18 protein-coding genes are annotated in these 19,766 nt (G+C 56.5%); 9 read left to right on the top strand and 9 right to left on the bottom strand.

What is annotated here, in order from left to right:
- Nucleotides 1–876, bottom strand: a complete 876-nt coding sequence (gene sepH, locus ACLI1L_RS09315) for a septation protein SepH (protein ID WP_411707423.1) — start codon at nucleotides 874–876, stop codon at nucleotides 1–3.
- Nucleotides 877–988: 112 nt separating this feature from the next.
- Nucleotides 989–2,107 (bottom strand): phosphoserine transaminase, encoded by a 1,119-nt coding sequence (gene serC, locus ACLI1L_RS09310; RefSeq protein ID WP_411707422.1) that lies wholly within the window; start codon nucleotides 2,105–2,107, stop codon nucleotides 989–991.
- Nucleotides 2,108–2,266: 159 nt separating this feature from the next.
- On the opposite strand from serC, the gene ACLI1L_RS09305 reads away from it, so the two are divergent.
- The 6 genes from ACLI1L_RS09305 to ACLI1L_RS09280 all read left to right on the top strand — a co-directional run bounded on the left by ACLI1L_RS09305 (nucleotide 2,267) and on the right by ACLI1L_RS09280 (nucleotide 8,345).
- Nucleotides 2,267–3,559: a citrate synthase gene (locus ACLI1L_RS09305; protein WP_408928172.1), complete on the top strand. Its 1,293-nt coding sequence runs from the start codon at nucleotides 2,267–2,269 to the stop codon at nucleotides 3,557–3,559.
- 123 nt (nucleotides 3,560–3,682) lie between these two features.
- Nucleotides 3,683–4,042: an FKBP-type peptidyl-prolyl cis-trans isomerase gene (locus ACLI1L_RS09300; RefSeq protein ID WP_005323855.1), complete on the top strand. Its 360-nt coding sequence runs from the start codon at nucleotides 3,683–3,685 to the stop codon at nucleotides 4,040–4,042.
- A gap of 68 nt (nucleotides 4,043–4,110) precedes the next feature.
- Entirely contained in the window at nucleotides 4,111–4,974 is an 864-nt protein-coding gene (locus tag ACLI1L_RS09295; RefSeq protein WP_200287976.1) for an aldo/keto reductase, read from the top strand.
- 294 nt (nucleotides 4,975–5,268) lie between these two features.
- Complete coding sequence (locus ACLI1L_RS09290; protein WP_023022008.1) at nucleotides 5,269–5,616, top strand: DUF485 domain-containing protein; 348 nt, start codon at nucleotides 5,269–5,271, stop codon at nucleotides 5,614–5,616.
- Entirely contained in the window at nucleotides 5,616–7,259 is a 1,644-nt protein-coding gene (locus ACLI1L_RS09285; protein ID WP_200287974.1) for a cation acetate symporter, read from the top strand. Before ACLI1L_RS09290 ends, ACLI1L_RS09285 begins: the two co-directional genes overlap by 1 nt.
- A gap of 39 nt (nucleotides 7,260–7,298) precedes the next feature.
- On the top strand, nucleotides 7,299–8,345 hold the full coding sequence (locus tag ACLI1L_RS09280) for a hypothetical protein (protein ID WP_200287972.1): 1,047 nt from the start codon (nucleotides 7,299–7,301) through the stop codon (nucleotides 8,343–8,345).
- A 2-nt stretch (nucleotides 8,346–8,347) separates the two neighbouring features.
- Here the strand turns inward: ACLI1L_RS09280 and ACLI1L_RS09275 are convergent, their stop codons facing one another.
- Both ACLI1L_RS09275 and ACLI1L_RS09270 read right to left on the bottom strand, forming a co-directional pair.
- Nucleotides 8,348–9,340: a DUF1906 domain-containing protein gene (locus ACLI1L_RS09275; protein WP_200287970.1), complete on the bottom strand. Its 993-nt coding sequence runs from the start codon at nucleotides 9,338–9,340 to the stop codon at nucleotides 8,348–8,350.
- Between the two features lie 113 nt (nucleotides 9,341–9,453).
- A complete protein-coding gene (locus ACLI1L_RS09270) occupies nucleotides 9,454–9,882 on the bottom strand; it encodes an OsmC family protein (RefSeq protein ID WP_411707421.1) in 429 nt (142 codons plus the stop codon).
- A 76-nt stretch (nucleotides 9,883–9,958) separates the two neighbouring features.
- Between ACLI1L_RS09270 and ACLI1L_RS09265 the strand changes: the two genes are divergently transcribed.
- The 3 genes from ACLI1L_RS09265 to ACLI1L_RS09255 all read left to right on the top strand — a co-directional run bounded on the left by ACLI1L_RS09265 (nucleotide 9,959) and on the right by ACLI1L_RS09255 (nucleotide 11,954).
- Nucleotides 9,959–10,588: a DJ-1/PfpI family protein gene (locus ACLI1L_RS09265; protein ID WP_411707420.1), complete on the top strand. Its 630-nt coding sequence runs from the start codon at nucleotides 9,959–9,961 to the stop codon at nucleotides 10,586–10,588.
- A gap of 225 nt (nucleotides 10,589–10,813) precedes the next feature.
- Nucleotides 10,814–11,287, top strand: a complete 474-nt coding sequence (locus ACLI1L_RS09260) for a DUF2871 domain-containing protein (RefSeq protein WP_411707419.1) — start codon at nucleotides 10,814–10,816, stop codon at nucleotides 11,285–11,287.
- 187 nt (nucleotides 11,288–11,474) lie between these two features.
- A complete protein-coding gene (locus ACLI1L_RS09255; RefSeq protein ID WP_411707418.1) occupies nucleotides 11,475–11,954 on the top strand; it encodes a hypothetical protein in 480 nt (159 codons plus the stop codon).
- Nucleotides 11,955–12,035: 81 nt separating this feature from the next.
- Here ACLI1L_RS09255 and ACLI1L_RS09250 read toward each other — a convergent pair whose 3' ends face one another.
- The 5 genes from ACLI1L_RS09250 to ACLI1L_RS09230 all read right to left on the bottom strand — a co-directional run bounded on the left by ACLI1L_RS09250 (nucleotide 12,036) and on the right by ACLI1L_RS09230 (nucleotide 19,588).
- Nucleotides 12,036–15,128, bottom strand: a complete 3,093-nt coding sequence (locus ACLI1L_RS09250; protein ID WP_411707417.1) for a type I restriction endonuclease subunit R — start codon at nucleotides 15,126–15,128, stop codon at nucleotides 12,036–12,038.
- Nucleotides 15,121–16,344: a restriction endonuclease subunit S gene (locus ACLI1L_RS09245; protein ID WP_411707416.1), complete on the bottom strand. Its 1,224-nt coding sequence runs from the start codon at nucleotides 16,342–16,344 to the stop codon at nucleotides 15,121–15,123. Before ACLI1L_RS09245 ends, ACLI1L_RS09250 begins: the two co-directional genes overlap by 8 nt.
- Complete coding sequence (locus ACLI1L_RS09240; protein WP_411707415.1) at nucleotides 16,344–16,889, bottom strand: hypothetical protein; 546 nt, start codon at nucleotides 16,887–16,889, stop codon at nucleotides 16,344–16,346. The genes ACLI1L_RS09245 and ACLI1L_RS09240 overlap by 1 nt, the downstream gene beginning before the upstream one ends.
- Nucleotides 16,882–18,116, bottom strand: a protein-coding gene (locus tag ACLI1L_RS09235) for an IS3 family transposase (RefSeq protein ID WP_167315507.1) whose coding sequence is annotated in 2 segments (ribosomal slippage) — nucleotides 16,882–17,828 and nucleotides 17,828–18,116 — 1,236 coding nt in all. Because the reading frame shifts where the segments join, the coding sequence is not laid out codon by codon here. Before ACLI1L_RS09235 ends, ACLI1L_RS09240 begins: the two co-directional genes overlap by 8 nt.
- Nucleotides 18,117–18,163: 47 nt before the next feature.
- Nucleotides 18,164–19,588 carry an N-6 DNA methylase gene (locus tag ACLI1L_RS09230; RefSeq protein ID WP_411707414.1) on the bottom strand — a complete coding sequence of 475 codons (1,425 nt, stop codon included), beginning with the start codon at nucleotides 19,586–19,588 and terminating at the stop codon, nucleotides 18,164–18,166.
- Between the last annotated feature and the right edge of the window lie 178 nt (nucleotides 19,589–19,766).

The following is a 19,766-nucleotide window of genomic DNA, read 5'->3' as shown; positions in this document are numbered from 1 at the left end:
TTAGTCCCTAGGGCGCTTGGTATTGGAGCGAACGCCGAGTAGTACGTCCTCCCAATGCGGAGTGACGGCCTTGCGGCGGCGCTTGGCGGGCTTTTCTTCCGGGGAGGGGTTCTGCAGGAACTCCTCTTCCTCTGGCTCTTCCGGCGGGGTGGTTGGCGCAGTGAGGTCAGTGACGTTGCTGGGCTGATCGCCGTCGATAGCTTCGTCGTAGCGGCCACTGCCCAACGAGGTCAGCGAGCGTACCGGCTGTACGAAGTCCGGGTCCGTTAGGTCTGCGGCCACCGAGTTGCGGGCCTCCACCGTGGCGGGCGAGGACATGGACTGCTTGAAGTACCACTCGGCCTCGTTCTCGGACAGTCCGGTCTTCCATGTCACGCGCACTATCCAGGCCTCGCCCTGGTGGCGGTAGGCGTCCCAGGTGGATTCGGACAGTGAGTGTCCGCGAGCGGCAAAGGCGGTGGCAAGAACCTCCCACAGGGTGAGCTTGGCGGGGCCGTCCTCGCGTACCGGGTGGGCCTGCTTGGCAATCTCCGCGATGCGGTTGCGCTCCAGCATGACCGGGTAGGCGAAGGGTTCAATGCGGGATTCAGGCACGCCCATTTCTTCCGCCACTTCCGCCGCGGAGGCACCGGCGCGGATGCGGTTTTGGATCTCCGCCGGGCGAATCTTTGCCTCTTCCACCGGTTCCGGTTTGGCGGGCTTGGCAAGGCTGATGGCGGGAGCCGCCGGCTCTTCTTCCGGGGTTTCCTGCTGCTCACCCTGCAGGGCCTCGCGCAGCTCATCGGTGATGGAGAGGAAAAACTCTTCGCCGTCTTCGGTGCGCAGCACCAAAGAGGTTTCGGTCGACTCGCTGTCAACTGGGAACAGCTCGCGCATAATAGGGCGCTCCTTTTGCCTATCGACGGCGGACAAATCTGTGATGCATTCAACTATAACGCGAAAAAGCCCCGCGGCCTGCGAGGCGGCGGGGCATGTTGGGGGTGATGCGTTAATTCGCATCCAAGACGTAATCGATGCACTGGGTCAGTTTGGCGATATCGGCCGGCTCAATAGCCGGGAACATGCCGATGCGCAGTTGGTTACGGCCCAGCTTGCGGTACGGCTCCACGTCCAGGATGCCGTTGGCGCGCAGGGTGGCGGCGAGCGCTGCGGCATCGACGGAGGCTGCAAAGTCGATAGTGCCCACCACGAGCGAACGAGAAGCAGGATGTGCGACGAATGGAGTGGCCTCTGGGCGGGATTCGGCCCAGCGGTACAGGTTAGTAGAGGACTGCGTGGTGCGCTTTACCATGTCGTCCAAGCCTCCGTTCTCATTCATCCACTGGATTTGGTTATCCAGCATGAGCAGGGTGGCAATCGCCGGGGTGTTATAAGTCTGGTTCTTGCGCGAGTTATCCACTGCTGTTTGAAGGTTGAGGAAGTTAGGGATATAGCGCTCAGAGGCGTTGATCCTTTCAATCCGCTCTAGGGCGGCGGGGGACATGGCGGCTAGCCACAGGCCGCCGTCAGAGGCAAAGCATTTCTGCGGCGAGAAGTAGTAGACGTCCGTGTCGGCGATATTTACGGGCAGGCCGCCTGCACCAGAGGTGGCGTCTACAACCACTAATTGTTGGTCGTTGCGCGGGTGTGGGCGGGTGACCTCTGCCATCGCACCGGTGGAGGTTTCATTATGCGCCCAAGCTACGACGTCGGCCTCCGGAGAGAGTTCGCGTGGATCGGGTGCGGTGCCCGCGGGAGCCTCCACGATGGACGGGGCATCAAGCCAAGGGGCACCCGCGGCAGACTTTGCAAACTTAGTGGAAAACTCGCCAAAGGTAAGGTGCGCGGAGTGGCGTTCAATGAGCCCGAAAGTGGCTGCATCCCAGAAGGCGGTGGCGCCGCCCACAGAGAGGACAATTTCGTAGCCTTCTGGCAACGAGAAGAGAGCGCTTAATCCTTCCCGTACCGAACCCACGAGGTTTTTGACCGCAGGCTTGCGGTGGGAGGTGCCCATAACCTCGGGGTCTATGGCCGCAAGCTGGTCGGGGCGAACCTTGGAGGGGCCGCAGCCAAAGCGGCCGTCGGCAGGCAGGAGATGGGCGGGCAGCGTAAGTTCTGGAGTGCTCATGAGTGTCAGTGTAGGACAGTTCCGGTCGAACGGCAGTTATTTTAGTCGACCGAAACTTGTAGGCGGCGTCACAAAGTTTGCTAAACTGTGAAGAGCTATCCAACTAGCTTCTTTAAGTTAGTGCCTAATAATGACTCTCACAAAGAGAAAGGAACTTCCGTGGCTTCTGAAGACAACAAAGTAGTGCTCCAGTACCCAGGCGGCGAGTACGATATGGACATCAAGCAGTCCACCGAGGGTGACTCCGGCTTTGACATCTCCAAGCTCCGTAATGAAACCGGACTTGTTACCTTCGACCCTGGTTACACCTCCACCGGTTCCACCGAGTCCAAGATCACCTTCATTAATGGTGAAGAGGGCATCCTGCGCCACCGTGGCTACGACATTGCAGACCTTGCAGAAAATGCTTCCTTCAACGAAGTTTCTTACCTCCTGATCAAGGGTCACCTGCCCAACGAGGAAGAGCTCAGCCACTTTAATAAGGAAATTCGCCACCACACCCTGCTGGATGAGGATTTCAAGGCCGCGTTCAACATCTTCCCGCGCAACGCACACCCGATGGCGGTGCTAGCTTCCTCCCTTAACATTCTCTCCGCTTACTACCAGGACCAGCTCAACCCGCTGGACCCAGAGCAGCTGGATAAGGCAACCGTTCGCCTGCTGGCTAAGGTGCCAATGCTGGCCGCCTATGCCTACCGAGCTTCCCAGGGTAAGCCTTATATGTACCCGGATAATAGCCTGAACGCCCGCGAGAACTTCTTGCGCATGATGTTTGGCTACCCAACCGAGGAATACGAGGTTGACCCGGTCGTAGCTAAGGCCCTGGATAAGCTGCTCATTCTGCACGCTGACCACGAGCAGAACTGCTCTACTTCCACCGTGCGCATGATTGGTTCCGCGCAGGCGAACATGTTCGTCTCTATTGCTGGCGGCATTAACGCTCTGTCCGGCCCACTGCACGGTGGTGCAAACCAAGCCGTTCTGGAGATGTTGGAAGATATCCAGAACAACCACGATGGTGACGCTACCGACTTCATGAACCGCGTGAAGAATAAGGAAAAGGGCGTTCGCCTCATGGGCTTCGGCCACCGCGTGTACAAGAACTACGACCCACGCGCTGCCATCGTCAAGGAGACCGCACACGAGATCATCGATCACTTGGGTGGCGACCCGATGCTGGATCTGGCCATGAAGCTGGAAGAGATTGCGCTGAACGATGACTACTTTGTCTCCCGCAAGCTCTACCCGAACGTGGACTTCTACACCGGCCTGATCTACCGCGCCATGGGCTTCCCGACGGACTTCTTCACCGTCCTCTTTGCTATCGGCCGCCTGCCGGGCTGGATTGCTCAGTACCGCGAGCAGCTGGAGATCAACACCAAGATCAACCGTCCGCGCCAGATCTACACCGGCGAGTCCCTGCGTAAGGTTACCCCACGTAACGAGCGCTAAAGCGCCCCGCGGGTTCGCCGAATTAAGCCGAATCGGGTGGTAGCACCTATAATAGGTGCAGCTCGGTTCGGTTTTTAATGCGACCGCACGAACAAACTAGATTTCCCAAGGAGAATAATCCCCATGGATAAGCCTGTTATTGAAGCCCAGTCTGGCCCAGCGCCGACGGACCTTGTCGTAGAAGACATCGTCGTCGGCGACGGTGCTGAGGCACAGCCTGGTGCCGTAGTGGAGGTCCACTACGTCGGCGCTGAATACGAGACCAACCAAGAATTCGATTCCTCGTGGGACCGTGGCCAGTCCATCGAGTTCCCACTGACCGGTCTCATTGCCGGCTGGCAGGAGGGCATTCCGGGAATGAAGGTGGGCGGCCGTCGCAAGCTCATCATTCCGCCGGAAAAGGCCTATGGTCCTGCCGGCGGTGCGCACCCGCTATCCGGCCGCACCTTGGTCTTCATCATTGACCTCATCCGCGCCGACTAAAAGCGCTCAACCCCAGGTTCGCCCTGGGGTTTCGTCGTTTTCGGCGCGGCTTTAAAAACTGCGGCACAATGGAGGGCATGACTGTGCCAACCGTAACTTTTAATGATGACCGCGAAATGCCCCAGCTGGGCCTAGGTACGTACAAGCTCTATGACGAGGAATGCATCCGCGTTATCCGTGAGGCCATCGATTTGGGCTACCGCCACTTCGATACCGCTACGCTGTACAAGAATGAAGAGGCGGTAGGCACCGCCCTCAAGCAGGCAATGGATGCCGGCGATGTCACCCGTGATGAGCTCTTTGTTACTTCCAAGGTCTGGCATTCCCACCACGGTGCGCACAAGGTAGAAGAGGCATTCCAGCAGTCGCTGAAGGATCTGCAGCTGGACTATCTTGACCTGTATCTCATCCACTGGCCGTGGCCGCAGGGTGGCCTATACAACGAGACCTTTGAGGCTATCGCCCGCCTGCAGGGTATGGGTCAGATTGCGTCCATCGGCGTGGCCAACTTCTACGAGGACGTGCTCAAGGACTTGATTTCCACCACCGGTATTTCTCCGGTGCTTAACCAGGTGGAGATTCACCCGGGCTTTACGCAGTCCGGTTTGCGCGCTTTCCATCACGATAATGACATCGTCACCGAGGCATGGGCCCCGTTGGCACGCGGGGTAGTGCTCAATAACCCAGTGATTGAGCAAGCTGCCGCTGACCATGAGGCCACCGAGGGACAGGTTGTGCTGGCTTATCTCATGTCTAAGGGGATGTCCGTGATCCCGAAGTCCGCGCGCACCGAGCGGCTAAAGGAAAACCTCGCTTCCACCGAGTTGGAGCTTACGGCGGAGGAAGTATCCGCCATCGATGCCCTGGAAGGCCAGGAGGGCTTTGGTCGCATGTTTAATGACCCGCGCGAGTTCCCTGGCGACGAGGAATAGTCTCACCCGCAGTTTAAGCCCCCTCACCGGGGGCTTTTCTTTTGTCAAGCGGCTGTTAACAATCTTCGCAAAAGGGGGGGGGTTGTTTCCACCGATGGGGGTAGTTGGCTAAAGACGTTGATCCAGCTCGGCGGAACCTATCAGCTTGAAAGGGTGGAGAGGTGAGGTGTTTTCTTGGCAGAGTTCACAACCTTGCAGAAAATGTTCGGTAACTTACATGGAAACATGGATAGTGATTAATAACACATTATCTCGTGTGACCTAAGTTCCTCTCACCCAAGGAGACGAAGCTCTATGAGTGACGTAGCTGCAACTCCTGTCTCGCGCCGCGAACCCACCGGTAGCGAGTTCATCGCGATGCGCGACTCCGCCGAATTCGGCGAGCTGCGCCGTACCTACCGGAGTTTTACTTTTCCCATGACCGTGGCCTTCTTTGTGTGGTACGTGGTCTACGTTCTAGCTGCCGTGTTTGCCCCTGGCTTTATGGCAATCGAGCTTGGTGGCGGCTGGAATATCGGACTGGTTTTCGGCCTAGCCCAGTTCCTCACCACCTTCATTATCACGTGGATCTACGTGAAGTATGCCAATAAGAATATCGAGCCTAAGTCGGCCGCCATCCGTGAAGAGCTGGAGGGCATGTAATGATTACCACCACCCTCGCCGCCGAATCTTCCGCTGGCAATCCCATCTTGAATATCTCCATTTTCGGCATCTTCCTTTTCATCACCATGGCGGTGGTGCTGCGCGCCGGAAAGACCACGAAGAAAGCCTCGGACTTTTATACCGGCGGCGGCACCTTCTCCGGCCGACAAAACGGCCTAGCCATCTCTGGTGACTACCTTTCCGCGGCATCGTTCCTGGGCATCGTTGGTGCTGTGGCGCTCAATGGCTACGACGGCTTTTTGTACTCAGTCGGCTTCTTTGTTGCCTGGCTGGTAGCACTCATGCTCGTCGCTGAGCCCATGCGTAACGTGGGCCGCTTCACCATGGCGGATGTCTTGTCTTTCCGTTTGAAGCAGAAGCCCGTGCGCGTAGCGGCGTCCATCGCCACCCTCTTTGTCACGCTCTTCTATCTCATCGCACAGATGGCAGGCGCTGGTTCTCTAGTGGCCGTGCTGCTGGATATCCACGATTTTAAGTGGCAGGCGGTCGTCGTGGGCATCGTTGGTGTGCTCATGATTGTCTATGTATTGGTCGGTGGCATGAAAGGCACCACCTACGTTCAGATGATCAAGGCTGTGCTCCTAGTAGCCGGCGTAGTCATCATGTGCTTCTTGGTATTCATTGCACTGCGCGGTGGATTTAGCGCGCTGTTTAACAACGCCATTGATATGCACGCCGCCTCTGAACAGATTAAGGAGAAGGGCTATGAAGCTAAAGACATCATGGCCCCTGGCCTGAAATACGGCGCCACCACCGCCACCAAGCTGGATTTCATCTCCTTGGGCATTTCGCTGGTGCTTGGTGTGGGCGGCCTGCCGCACGTGTTGATGCGCTTCTACACCGTGCCTACCGCTACTGAAGCCCGCCGTTCTGTTACCTGGGCGATTGTCATCATCGGCGCCTTCTATCTGATGACCTTGGTCCTGGGATACGGCGCCGCCGCCTTGGTCGGTCCGGACCGCATCCTCGCCGCGCCGGGCGGGGCTAATGCCGCGGCACCACTGCTTGCGCTGGAGATTGGCGGCTCTATCTTCATGGCGGTTATTTCCGCAGTGGCCTTCGCCACCGTGCTTGCCGTGGTTGCTGGCCTGGCCATTACCGCCTCGGCATCCATCGCGCACGATATTTACCATGCGGTCATCCGCAATGGTAAGTCCACAGAAGCCGAGCAAGTTCGCGTTTCCCAGGCCACCGTGGTGGTCCTTGGCATCGTGGCTATCATCTTGGGCATTCTGGCCATGACCCAGAACGTGGCGTTTTTGGTCTCCTTGGCTTTCGCGGTTGCGGCTTCTGCCAACCTGCCGACTATCTTGTACTCCCTGTACTGGCGTCGCTTCAATACCGCAGGCGCGGTGGCCTCCATGTATACCGGCGTGGTGTCCTGCTTGGTGCTCATCTTCTTCTCCCCAGCAGTCTCCGGTTCTGAGACCTCCATGTTCCCGGGCGCGGACTGGGCTATCTTCCCGCTTTCCTCGCCGGGCTTGGTATCCATTCCGCTGTCCTTCTTCGTCGGCTGGTTGGTCTCCATCATGACCAAGCCAGACGACTTGGAGGAGCTTTCTGCAGAAATGGAAGTCCGCTCGCTTACCGGCGTAGGGGTGGAGGCACCCGTCCAGCATTAATTGCCTAGATAGTGCACTCAACCGGTAACATGTATCGACGTGTTTAGAACGTCGTTGACTCGCAAGGCGGCATCAGCCAAGGCTGGTGCCGCTTTAGCCGTATGTATGCTCGCCTTGACCGCCACCGCGTGCAGCACCAGCGAAAGCGATAGCGGCGCGCTTGCCGACGCCCCTTCGGGATTAACAGACACCAACCGCGACGTCCCACCAGAAATCAATGAGTTTCTAGAAGGCGATGAGGGGCGCTCTGTTACCTATATTCGGCTGCATGATGGCATGCATATGGGTTCTGCCTCGGAGCACGAGGCTCGCCCGGCGCTCAGCCTCATCAAGCTCTATATCGCCACCTACGTCATGGAAAAGGGCGAGTACGAAGATAAGTATGAGGCGCTGGATATGATCGCTAGCTCCTCCGATAAGTCCGCCGAGGATCTCTTTGAAAAGTACCCAGAGTCCATCGACACCATTGCCGATGAATTCAAGTTGGAATCCACCAAAGCCGGCGAGAAATGGGGTTACTCGCAGACCTCTACGTATGACGTTGCCAGCTTCATTTCGCAGCTCATCGAGCGCGATGAAACCCACCCAGTGCTCGTAGCTATGGCACATGCCGATCCCATCTCTGAGGATGGCTACCGCCAGGACTATGGCACCGCCAAGCTCTCTAACGTGGTGGGCAGCAAGTGGGGCTGGTCCAATGATAAGTCCATCAACTCTTCCGTCTCCTTTGGTGAGAACTTCGTAGCCGCAGCCTCAATCAATGGCTCGTCCGATGAGCTTACTGATTACGTAAAAGATGAGGTCACCGGAAAGAGCCTGGGCAAGGCTACCGAGCGTTTCCTCAAGTACAAAGACGGCGAGGGCGTGCCGCCGATTGAAACCACTACCTCGGAGACCTCCACGACGTCGTCTAGCAAGAAGGATAAGGACGAAAAACCCGGCACAGGGAAGAAGGATAAATCCGCGTCGAAGGAACCTACCAGCGAATCCACTACGTCCGAAAAGAAGGATAAAGGCAGCTCCGATAAGAAGTCCACAGATAAAAAGAAAGGCTCAGAGAAAACCTCCGAGCCCTCTAAAAAGTAGTACTACCGCGCCTTAGCAACCGTTTCTGCGACGATCTTCGCTAGCTGGCGAATTTGATCGTTGCTCAACGTTTTACCATTGAAAGTGACGCCATCCGCAGTTACCTGCGGTAGCTCTGGCAGCTCTGGATGTTTGCTCTGTAGCTGCGAGCTCAGCTGATTTACCAGGTCGGACGAGCCATTGCTCGGCGCCGTGGCCTGCGGCTGAGTCTTTGGCTGTGTTTTCTTAGTGGTTGGCTTCTTCGCCGGTGCAGGTGCTGCGGACTTGCCCGGTGTCCACTGGCCCCAGTCATCGGCGTAGACCTCGTTAACGTCTACGATGACGCCACCAATGGTCTGCTGTTTGCCGTGCGGCAGCTGGTGAATAGTGGTGCGCGGGTGAATCTTGCCATTAGAGCCCCAGTCATGCATCCAGAAATACTTGCCGATGCCATCCTGGATTGCCCACTCGATGGTGTTGTAATTGCCGTAGACACCTGTCTGGTAGCCGGCCAGCTCCAGCGTCTTGGAAAACGCCTGCAGGTATGGGCGGATTTGGCGGGTGTACTGCTCGCGGGTGGGGTTATCGTCGATAGCAATGTAGATGGGGCGGTTTGTTGGGCCGCCTGCCTTCTTGTGTAGTGCAATCGCCTTCGGTGCGTGAAATGCAGCACCTGCTGCGCCCTGCTTCCAATCCGCGGTTTCCGCGCGGCCAAACTGGTATACGGAAGCGGTGGGCAGGCCTGCTGCCGCATTGGCCTTGGTCTCTTTCAGGGTTACCGGCTTGCCGGCCATCCACGCTGCATCGGGGCGCTTGTCGGAGACGTACCGAATCGCACCCATATGGCCGGCCTTCTTAATTGCCTGCGGGGAAGGAACGCCGGCAGAATAATCGATGATGGTGCCGCGCACCGGTCCGAGCGCCGCCGCATGGGGAGCGGCAGCACCGATGGCGCATGCGGTCAGGGCGAGAGCGCCGACCTTAAAGAGGCCGCGACGGGAGAAAGATGGTGACATGTTGAGCTCCTGCAGTAATCACATTTGTCACAGTAGTTAACAACTGCACCATAGCAGGAGGTCTAAAGCCCCAGAGGCAGCGAAAGCGCATGTCGCGCATTTACTTCGTAGTGCTATTTCGAGTCATTGCTAAACAACACTCGTGTGGGATTCTCAACCGTGCGCGACACCGTGCAGTCCTTCTCATGGGAGATGCGAATCAGATTGTCCACCAGCTTGCGCGCTTGGTTTCCCTCGGGCGTATCAGGGAAAGAAAGATCAAACCCCACGCGAACCTCCGACAGGCGCGATGCCCCGTCCTCCTTTACGCGGTCGCCTTCCACATGCACATCAAAAGATTCCGGTTCCGCACGCCGTGACGTCACCACATCCACGTCCACCGCCGAACACCCCGCTACGGCTGCAAGCAAGAGTTCAACAGGGGAGAGGCGCCCCTCACCACTGCCAAACTCAATGCTGGCTCCGGCGGAATTGGTAGCGCGGTATACGGCGGTATCGAGGCGGGTGAGGTCCAGGGCGTATTGCTTCGTTACTTCAGACATGAGGCCAGTTTAAGGCGAAGAAGCAGGTCGTTCGAGTTTCTAATATTTATTGGAAATCCTGCGTACTGTGAATTCCATGAAGATCATTGCTATTTACGCAACGGAAACTATGTCTGATTGGGAGTATGCCTACCTCACAACGCAGGTAGCTGAAGCTGGGGCCCAAGTGCCGGGTCGCTTTAAGGTTTTGTTTGTTGGCGAATCGCTAGAAGCCGTTCGCTCCAAGGGTGGAATCGAGGTGGTTCCAGCCCTGACCTTGCAGGACATCCAGAATCGGACTGATATTGCGGCGTTCGTGGTGCCGGGAGCAGATACATACTTTGACGGGCACGAACAGCTATTGGAGACGGTTAATGTCTTAAAAGAGAATGAAGTGCTCTTGGCAGCGATCTGTGGTGGAACTTTGGCCCTTGCTCGTGCTGGGGTGCTTGACCACTGCAAACACACTTCAAACGCGCATGGCTTCCTTGCCTCAGTGAACTACGCCAATATCGATGGTTATAAAGAAGAAGATGCAGTTTTTGATGGTGGAGTGATTACAGCTTCAGGCTTGGCTCCAGTGCCATTTACCGCAGCGGTATTGCACGCGGCGGGCGTTTACCCAGATGATGTCGTGGACGCTTGGCTGCAATTGCATGAGCAGCGAACAGAAGCGGCGTTCGTTGAACATATGAACAAGGTTCAGGCGTGGGCCTGTTCAAACTAGCTGGAGTTACCGAAGACCACTTCAACGATTCGGGTTCTTGTTGAAACAAAAGCGGCCTGACATTCAGCGCTTGTATTTCTCGGCGCAGGCCTTTGAATATTAAGCTACCGGACCTAATAATCAACTAACTAGTTGACCGCAACTTCAACCAGCCCTGTGATTCAAAACGATGACGAATGTAGAAGGATAAGTTCTTAGAGTATTTGATTCATCGCTACTCCGGCCGTGGCAGCGGTTGGGAAGGAGAATGACCATGAAAGCTTTGTATTGGGCATCTATTTTCTACCTTGTCTTGGGATTGGGGCTGGGGTCTTCTACCGCGAATTCACGCGTGCCAATGATTTCCCCGAGGGTGAGTTCACTCAGCTGAGCGTGGCGCATACTCACTTGCTGGCGCTCGGTTTCATGATGAGCCTTATCTTCTTGCTATTGGAGAAGGTCTTTGGTCTGTCACGCAGTCGTGGTCAGTTCAACGCGTTCTTCTGGCTGTATAACGTCGGCGTGGTCGTCACCGTTGGAGTCATGATCTGGCACGGATGCTTGACTGTCCTAGGGGAGGAGTCCACTGCAATGATCTCCGGGATCGCTGGTCTTGGTCATATCCTCATTACGATTGGCCTGATTGCATTCATTGCAGCACTAGGCAATGCCATCAGCGAGGATCAAGAGGCTAAGGCTCAAGCCGTAGCAGGTGACTAACGATGAGCGAGATGGCTACTGAATAGGTGCAGTGCCAACAGGGCGAGACTGAACCTAACTCATGCGCACTGGGGTAATAGTTTGTATGCGGTCCTGTATGCAGCGCTGTTGTGGGCCACAGGAATGATTGCCGATAGCTGGGGTCGCAAGCGTTCATTTCTGGCGTGGCTGCGGTTGGATCATTGACTTGCCATTGACGCTCTACGGCTTGGGCTTTGTGCCTGTGCAGTTGATAGGCACGCTGCTCAGCGAGATTCCGGTGAATAGTTTCGGTCAGGCTTCGGCTACCCAGAGTACGGTCCACCAGGTCGGTTCCGCGCTGGGTACCGCGGTTTCTGGGTCGGTATATTTCAGGGCCCTTGGGTTAACGTTGCCGAAGACGCTCGAGTCGGCCGGCATCATGGGGCCGGGTGCCGCTGGCATAGCAGAAGCAACGCGCCAATCAGCTGGTTCCGCTATTGCAGAACTGCGTGTTCAAGGTGGGTATAGTCCCTTTAGCGAGCAGACCAACGTTGTGGTGCAGGCGCTTAGCGACGGCCTGACCGGCGCCGCCCGCTACTCCCTTCTTGCTGCAACGGCATTCCTGGCGCTGGGCTTTGTTAGTGCGATGCGGGTTCGCCGTGCCGCGAACGAAGGCGAAGCTGCAAAGCACGAAAAGTTGAAATAACCGGAGCCTCTAGGAATATCGACTTCTTCGGAGGGACGAACTCATAGACGAGCTTTGGAGCTCCAAAGGCTACCCTATCTATTAGTCTTCCTCCAACTGCCCAGTTTCGTTCGCCGACGCCATGATATTAGCTAAGGCCTCGACCAGGCTCTCGAGAACATTGCGGTCGCTAGAGACCAGTGCATCGCGCTGCTTGCGCTGTTCAATGCCGCTAAAGATCGCACGCGTGGCTTCGGTCTTGAACTTCTTGGAGCGCTTGAGCTGCTCCTTAGTGTTTTCCTTGCCGAGCTTTACCGCGACTGGCTGCTGGGAGAGAGTTCCCCACGCGGCGACAATCATCTGTCCGGTTTCGCTGCTGTCAACGTCGACGCCAGCAAGTGAGAACAGATCGTTGACCTTTTCAACAGCTTCGTCGAATGCACTGCGCAGCGGGGTTTGGGGCTCGCCGAGGCGGACCGTGAACTCTGGAACCTTGAGCGGCTCTGGTTCGGTATCGGAAACGCGGTGATCTTCTTCGATTTCACCTTGCGCAATGGCAACGCCAGCCAACGTGACGCCAGTCAGGAAATCTTCGTCTTCGACGTACTCCGTAACGTGCAGGTTCGGCTCCAGAACGCTACACAACATGGCACGGCGCGATACATCGGCATCTGCGTAAGCAATGATTTGGGAGAGAAACTCATAGGCGTGCCGATATTTTAGTACGTGAGCCTTGAAGTCTTTGGCATGCTCCACAGTGTCTTTGTCGGCTGACTTGCGGTCATCGCGCCAGCGGCTAAGGATTGCATCAGCGGCACCGCGTAGCTTCTCTGAGTCCTCGCCGGCCATATAGGCTTCGGCGACCTTATTCATCTCGTCGGGATCGTAATAGCCTGCGGTATCGAGTTCGTCGGCAAGCGTGTGCAGCGAGTTTGGGTCAATGTCGGTATCAATCGAGGCGCCTTGGTAGTAGCGTTTGAAGTCGGCCTCAATGAGCTCGGGATCGTTGACGAAATCGACCACCATCGGAGCGGGCTTATTCGGATATATTCGGTTTAGGCGAGATAGAGTTTGTACCGTTGCCACGCCAGAGAGGTGTTTGTCCACGTACATCGCGCACAGGCGCGGCTCGTTGAAACCAGTTTGGAACTTATTCGCCACAATGAGCACGCGGTAAGGCAGTTCATCATCCTTAAACGCGCGTTCCACGTCGGACTCGCCGTTGAGGCTTACCTCGGTCACGGGTTCCGGCTCGTCCTCCATGCTTACGGAATCGGAGAACGCCACCAACGAATGGAACCCGTAGCCCTTTGCAGTGATGTAGCGGTTCATTTCGTGGGACCAGTGCACTGCTGCCTTGCGCGATGAGGTCACTACCATGGCACGAGCCTGACCATCAAGGTGGTGGGCAACATTGCGACGGAAGTGCTCTACAACGACTTCGACCTTTTGGGCAATGGAGGTCGGATGCAGGCGGACAAAGCGCACCATGTCCGTGACTGCGGCGGACTGGTCTACCTCCTCGGTTCGGCCCAATTCATCGCGGACTTCCGCCCACATGGTGTAGGTGGAGTAGTTGGTAAGCACGTCCATGATGAAGCCCTCGGCGATAGCCTGGCCCATGGGATAAGTGTCGAAGGCGATGTAGTGGCCGTCCGGGGTCTGCGAACCGAATAGGCGCAGGGTTTTGCCTTTCGGCGTGGCCGTGAGCGCTACAAAAGTCATGTTCGATGCGGTAGCGACTGCTTCCTGCCGCAGCTCTAGCAGATCATCAGCGGTGTAATCCTCCGAATCACCCAGCTCAACCTCAGCGAGAAGCTCACGCAGTGCTGAGGCGGAGGAACCAGTTTGTGAGGAGTGGGCTTCATCCGCAATCACACACCAGTTGCGGCCTTGAATATCTGGGTCGTCATCTAGTAGTGAGAGCACATACGGGAATGTCTGCAGCGTACAGGTGATGATGTGCCCGCCCTCGACCAGTGCTTCGCGCAGCTGTGGTGATTTCGCGCCGGAGTTTTCACCGACCGAGACGACCAAGCCGCGTGACGCAGCGAGCGCCTGCATGTCCTGGCGGATATTGGTGTCGAGTGCTGTGCGGTCGGTGACCACGATGACGGAATCAAAGGTCTTGGTACCGTCCTCAGCCACCTGCCGAATCAAGCGATGGGCCAGCCACGCAATGGTCTTTGTCTTGCCTGAGCCAGCGGAGTGCTCGATGAGGTAGCGCCCGCCAGCGCCGCGCTGAGCTACATCAGTGGTGACTTTCTCCACCGCTCGCAGCTGGTGGAAGCGCGGGAAAATGAGCTTGCCTTGAGCACCACGCTTGGATTTAGAATCCGGCTCCCACACAGCAAAGTCGCTCAAGATACGTAGAAGGAGCCGAGGCTGCAACACCTGTTCCCACAGGTAAGAAGTCGCAGACTTGCCAGCGATTGGCGGGTTTCCGCCTGCACCATCGTGTCCTTGGTTAAATGGCAAGAACACAGTTTCCTCGCCTTTGAGCACCGTGGTCATGTAGACTTCATCATTCGACACGGCAAAGTGGACAAGCGTGCGGCCTGGCAGCAGTACACGGCGGTTCCGCGAAGGTTTGCGATGTTCGCTGCGATACTGCTTCATTGCCTGTGCCACGGATTGGGTGTTGTCCGTCTTTAGCTCAAACGTGGCCACCGGAATACCGTTGACCGTGGCAACGAGATCGAGCGTCTTGTTACTGCCGGGCTCGAAATGCACCTGGCGGATAATCCGCAGGCGGTTCTCCTCCGCACGCTTGGCTGCAGTGACACTTAGCGGGTTGGCTGGTGGGAATGCCACCATGGGGCCAAAGGTTGCTGAGCGCGCGTTAGTCTGCGCGTACTTGAAGCCCTCGCGCAACGTCCCCAACAGACCACCGCGGATGCGCCCGGTTTGGGCGTCCTTGCGGGTTGCGGACTCTAGCCGCTTGGCGACGTATTCCAGCAGCAAATCCTGTGCGTTCTCCCGCGTTGCTTCGGTCGCGTCCTGCGGCACGGCCTTGGCGTAGTCCTCGGGATACTGGGTTTCCAGCCAGTGCAGCACGTCTGCAGGAAACAGACCAAGGCGTGCATCCCAGCCAGTGTCCTTCATCCCTGGCTCATAGATCCAGCCGCTTGCTTGCAGCGATTCGCAAATAGTTTCTTCCAGGCGCTCTTCGCGCATGATGTCACGTTTAGGCATGAGCTTCGTCCTTTGAAGTAGGGGAGACAGGAATATCAATCTGGCCAGTTACCGCCGCCGAAATCACCGCCGCACGACGCTCCACAAGCAAATCCCGCAACTTCGTAATGTCCGACAACATAGAATCAATCTCAGCGGTCTCACGGTCTATCTCGTCGGCGATGCGGTGCTGTTCGGCAAGGGGCGGGAGGGGGATACGGAACCGGCTGACTTTTTCAGCAGTGAAGTGAGGAAGGGTGGCAGTGCTTGCCGCAATCTCTATCTCTCCTATTGCCTGCGCATGTCGAAGAGCATAAGCGATGAATGGGCCGTGGGCTAAAGACTCAAAAGCGCGAATTCTTACAATAGAGTTTTGGAATCCCCAGCCTTTCAAATCGTTCTCTATCAGGGCAGAACGGCCGTACCCCGCTCCGCCCTCGACTACTACCACGTCCCCCTTGCGGATAGTTAGAAACTTCATCTCCTTAGTAGAAAACCACATTTCTTTGTATTCGACAGAAGTATCAAGTGTGCCGGGCTGGGGGACGTGAGCTGCACGTAGATATGGAGCTTGCCGTTCGCTACTGGATTTCTGAGTAGGCTGAACCATCTTTCCCAAGGTGATATCCGCAGCAACTGCAATGGGGTGGTAAGCACTTGGTGCTGACGAGATAAGGGTTCCAATTATTGCCTCTCGCCGCGTCTCCAGCAGCCGCTCCATCTCGTCCAAATCGGTACGCATACCGTCGATCTCGGCGGTCTCGTGGTTTAGATAGCCAGCGATGGCGTGCTGGGAATCCAGCGGTGGGGCGGGTATTCTCATTTGCCCCAGGCTGTTAGAAGATATTTCGGCAAACGTTGTGCCATTTCCCCGGTTTTCTAGTTCTGGGCGCGCAGCGATTAGCGCGTACGCAACATACTGCGCTTGTACAGGATCGGGGATGGAGATTCCTTTACACCCCTGGTTGAAAGCGACTTTTGTGGTTGTCGTTCCAATAGAACCTATTGGTGCACGGCAAGAGACCAAGACACCAGCTTCGATTACCGAAGATTGAGTTGCGCCGATTTCCGTCACTGTCCTCTCGGATGTAGAAACAGGCGCGCCGTCCAACCCGGCTAGTTCAGTAGGTGTGATGAAAGGGAGAGAGCCGTTCCAATTTTGAGCGTCGGCTTTTGGAGTGCCTCCTCCCTGGACACGTCCGAACAAATAAATTGGGTGGTAAGGCACGCTACGCATTACTTCCTCACCTGCCCGAACTTCTCCATAAGACGGCCCATGACCTCGGCCACGTCGGCATCGATCTCAGCTAAAGGACGAACCGGCTCTGGGGTGTAGAACACGCGCTTGAATGGGATCTCGTAGCCAGTAATGGCCTTGGATTTGTCCCAGGTAACATCGGGTGCGAAGGGGAGTACTTCGCGCTGCATGTGCTCGTCAATGTCTTCGGTCAGTGGCACGCGCTCAGTCATGGTGAATGACGGATCGAGAACTGGGTTGCCCTTGCGGTCTACTGCTGGCTCTGCGTCCGGGTCGGGGGAGGCGATGGCCTTGGAGATGGTGTCGATAAGCGTGGTGGGCATCTTCACACCGTGCTCCTTGGCCGCGGCTTTGAGTTCGTTCGGCAGGTCGTTGTAGGAAGTGTCAGCCACCGCGCGCACAACGTCGGCGTGTGCGTCAACGGCCTGTTTGTGTTCCAGTACCTCAGCAATTGCTTCTTCGGTGACGTGAACTCCCAGTCGTGCCTGCTTGGTTGAAGTGTCCCGGGTTTTGTTCCTAGGCATTTGCCTTGATTTCCATTATTTCTTGGGCCGGGTTGGTTTCCCAAAACTCTGACTCAACCTCAGCTGGCGTGCGATAGCCGAGACTTTGGTGAAGCCGTACCTCGTTCCACCAATTAACCCATTCAAACGTCGCGATCTCCACGTCAACCACGCTGTCCCACGACCGCCGATGAATCAGCTCATTTTTGTAGGAACCGTTGACGTTTTCGGCCAAAGCATTGTCATAGGAATCTCCTACTGTCCCGGTAGAGGCAGCAATTCCATACTCAGCCAGCCGTTCGTTGTAGACAATGCTGACGTACTGTGAGCCATGATCTGAATGATGAATCAGCCCCGTTGTTTCCTTCGCGCTGACAATCGCCTGATTAAGCGCCTGCAGCGGCAGCGCCTCGGTACGCATTGAATCAGATAGTGCCCACCCGACGATCCTTCGGGAGAACACGTCGGTAACAAAAGCGGTGTACACGAATCCTTTTCTAGTGCGCACATAAGTAATATCGGCCACCCACAATCGGGCCGGTGCCGGGGCGTTGAACTTGCGATTAACTAAATCAGGACGCAGATCTGGTCCCTTCGGCTTGCGGGTAGTAATAGGAGACTTACCTTTACCTTTGCCTCTGACTCCAGCAAGACGCATCAGGCGTGCGGTCTGCTCACGGCCAATGTCGATTCCTTCACGGCGCAGAGTATGCCACATCTTACGGATGCCGTAGACGCCAAAATTTTCTTCATGGACCTCGGCGATGTGCGCGACTAGAGCAGCGTCACGAAGACTGCGGGCACTCATACCACGGGCTTTTGATTGGCGGTATCCACGGGACGTGATGAAACCGCCAACACGGTGGGTGTTTAACGTCTCGCAAATGAACTCGATGGAGAAACGATCCCGATACTCATCGATGAACCGGATCATTTCCGACGTTTTGGGTCGAGTTCCGACGCGAAAAAAGCCGAGGCAGCCTTCAGTAGCTCATTGGTGTCGCGTAGCTCTTGATTTTCACGGCGTAGCCTCGCGTTTTCCGCGGCCAAGTCTTCAGGCACAGGTTCTGGGATGCTTCCCGCACGACGGGCCTGCTGGGTCCACTGACGAGCCGTGTGCCATGAAACCCCCAACTTTGGAGCTACTGCCTTGCACGCGGCTTGCATCGACATATTTTCCGCCAAGATACGGTCCTCTACAAGACGGACCACACGGTCCTTCGCATCCTGGTCAAATTTTCTTGGCATATTCCAGATTTTCCCATCTACTCAGACGGAACAAAACCTGGGACACTTCAGGTCACCTTGACATCGCGGAAGCCTAAGTCGTCCGGCGTGAGGACCTTGGACATATCGCTATCGGCAAAGTCGCTGTAGGCTTGGAGCACCTTGTTTCGGTCGGCCTCGCGCATCTCGCGACGCTTATCGCCTAGGCCCTTGTCTGGGACAGACCAGCACTCGGAGGCGTCGATAAGCTGCACAAAGCCCTTACGGTGGTCTTCTTTGTTGGTGTCCAGAACCCACACGTAGGTGGAAATACCCGTGCCGTAGAACATGTTGGTGGGCAGCTGGATAATTGCGTCCACCAAGTCGTTTTCTAGAAGCCAAGTGCGGATCTGGTCAGGGCCGGAACCAGGGCTGCCAGTAAACAGCGGCGAGCCGTTAGACACCACCGCACCACGACCACCAGACCCGTTTTCGCCTGCCGGCATGAGCTTGGCGGCCACGTGCGAGAGGAACAGCATCTGGCCATCGCTCTTGGTGGGAAGGCCATGGCTAAAGCGAGAGCCAGGTACCTTCGCCTGCTCCTTGACCGCGGACTGCTGCACCGACCAATCGGAGCCAAACGGCGGGTTGGACAGGATGTACTCGAATTGCTCGCCCTCATACAGGTCTGTCAGCAACGTATCACCGTGGCGAATCGCGTCCGGCTCACCGCCCTGAATGAGCAGGTCGGCCTTTCCGATAGCATAGCCAGTTGGCATAAGCTCTTGGCCGGCGAGATTGACCTCGATGTTGGGGTTGAGCTCCTTCAACGCGCGTTCGGCCACGAGCAACATGCCGCCGGTGCCCGCGGTAGGGTCGTAGACGGTGCGTGAAGCTCCGGGAGAGGTTAGCCCCAAATCATCAGATTCAAAGAGGATGTCCACCATAAGACGAATCGCATCACGTGGAGTGTAGAAGGCACCCGCTGCTTTGCCCTTGGTGTTAAAAGCGCGGTACATGACGTGCTCGAACAGGTCACCCATTTGTGCGTCCGGCAGGGCTTCGACCGACATGTCGATGGTGGAGAAGTGCTTGACCACCGGCCACAGACGGCCAGCTTGGTCGAGAGTACGCATCTTGACCGCGAAGTCGAACGCGTCCCAAATATCGCGCACGCTTTGTGAGAATGCGCCGACGTAATCCATGAGTGAGTCGAACACGTGATCATCGGTCTCAGCGATTCGGGTCAAGTCCAACTGCGATGTGTTGTAGAAGGACAATCCGAACTGAGACTGTACTTCCCAGTCCAGGTAAGCCTCACTCATGCCTTCGGCATTGAGCTTGGTGGCAAGGTCTACAACCTTGTCCTTAGTGGGAGCCAAGATGCACTCGAGACGGCGCAGGACAGTCAGCGGAAGGATGTAGTCGCCGTAGTCCTCGGGCTCAACGATGGAGCGCAGGTACTTGTCGGCGGTGTTCCACACGACGGACTGATTTAGCTCAGCGGTGCTCACTTTGCAGGGTCTTTCTGTCTTAGAACTAGGTAACGTCCTATGTAATCTTAGGGTTCTGAACCCGTTGTTCTTCTTTCGACAGGCCTTAGTGATTCGCCTTCATTTTCTGGCTGTTCAGCTTCAACTTTTGACTTTTTCTTAGTGGATTCCCTCAAATTCTCCGTTGCTTTTGAAACTG

This window comes from Corynebacterium sp. LaCa117, from assembly GCF_046717765.1.
GTDB lineage: Bacteria > Actinomycetota > Actinomycetes > Mycobacteriales > Mycobacteriaceae > Corynebacterium > Corynebacterium kefirresidentii.
Note: the sequence above shows the minus strand (reverse complement) of the source record. Positions and strands in the feature narration are given on the sequence as shown.

What these genes read in the sequence shown, in the direction of transcription:
- sepH (WP_411707423.1), bottom strand. Translation starts at nt 876, where the DNA reads ATGCGCGAGCTGTTCCCAGTTGACAGCGAGTCGACCGAAACCTCTTTG.
- serC (WP_411707422.1), bottom strand. Translation starts at nt 2,107, where the DNA reads ATGAGCACTCCAGAACTTACGCTGCCCGCCCATCTCCTGCCTGCCGAC.
- ACLI1L_RS09300 (WP_005323855.1), top strand. Translation starts at nt 3,683, where the DNA reads ATGGATAAGCCTGTTATTGAAGCCCAGTCTGGCCCAGCGCCGACGGAC.
- ACLI1L_RS09295 (WP_200287976.1), top strand. Translation starts at nt 4,111, where the DNA reads ATGGAGGGCATGACTGTGCCAACCGTAACTTTTAATGATGACCGCGAA.
- ACLI1L_RS09290 (WP_023022008.1), top strand. Translation starts at nt 5,269, where the DNA reads ATGAGTGACGTAGCTGCAACTCCTGTCTCGCGCCGCGAACCCACCGGT.
- ACLI1L_RS09285 (WP_200287974.1), top strand. Translation starts at nt 5,616, where the DNA reads ATGATTACCACCACCCTCGCCGCCGAATCTTCCGCTGGCAATCCCATC.
- ACLI1L_RS09275 (WP_200287970.1), bottom strand. Translation starts at nt 9,340, where the DNA reads ATGTCACCATCTTTCTCCCGTCGCGGCCTCTTTAAGGTCGGCGCTCTC.
- ACLI1L_RS09270 (WP_411707421.1), bottom strand. Translation starts at nt 9,882, where the DNA reads ATGTCTGAAGTAACGAAGCAATACGCCCTGGACCTCACCCGCCTCGAT.
- ACLI1L_RS09265 (WP_411707420.1), top strand. Translation starts at nt 9,959, where the DNA reads ATGAAGATCATTGCTATTTACGCAACGGAAACTATGTCTGATTGGGAG.
- ACLI1L_RS09250 (WP_411707417.1), bottom strand. Translation starts at nt 15,128, where the DNA reads ATGCCTAAACGTGACATCATGCGCGAAGAGCGCCTGGAAGAAACTATT.
- ACLI1L_RS09245 (WP_411707416.1), bottom strand. Translation starts at nt 16,344, where the DNA reads ATGCGTAGCGTGCCTTACCACCCAATTTATTTGTTCGGACGTGTCCAG.
- ACLI1L_RS09240 (WP_411707415.1), bottom strand. Translation starts at nt 16,889, where the DNA reads ATGCCTAGGAACAAAACCCGGGACACTTCAACCAAGCAGGCACGACTG.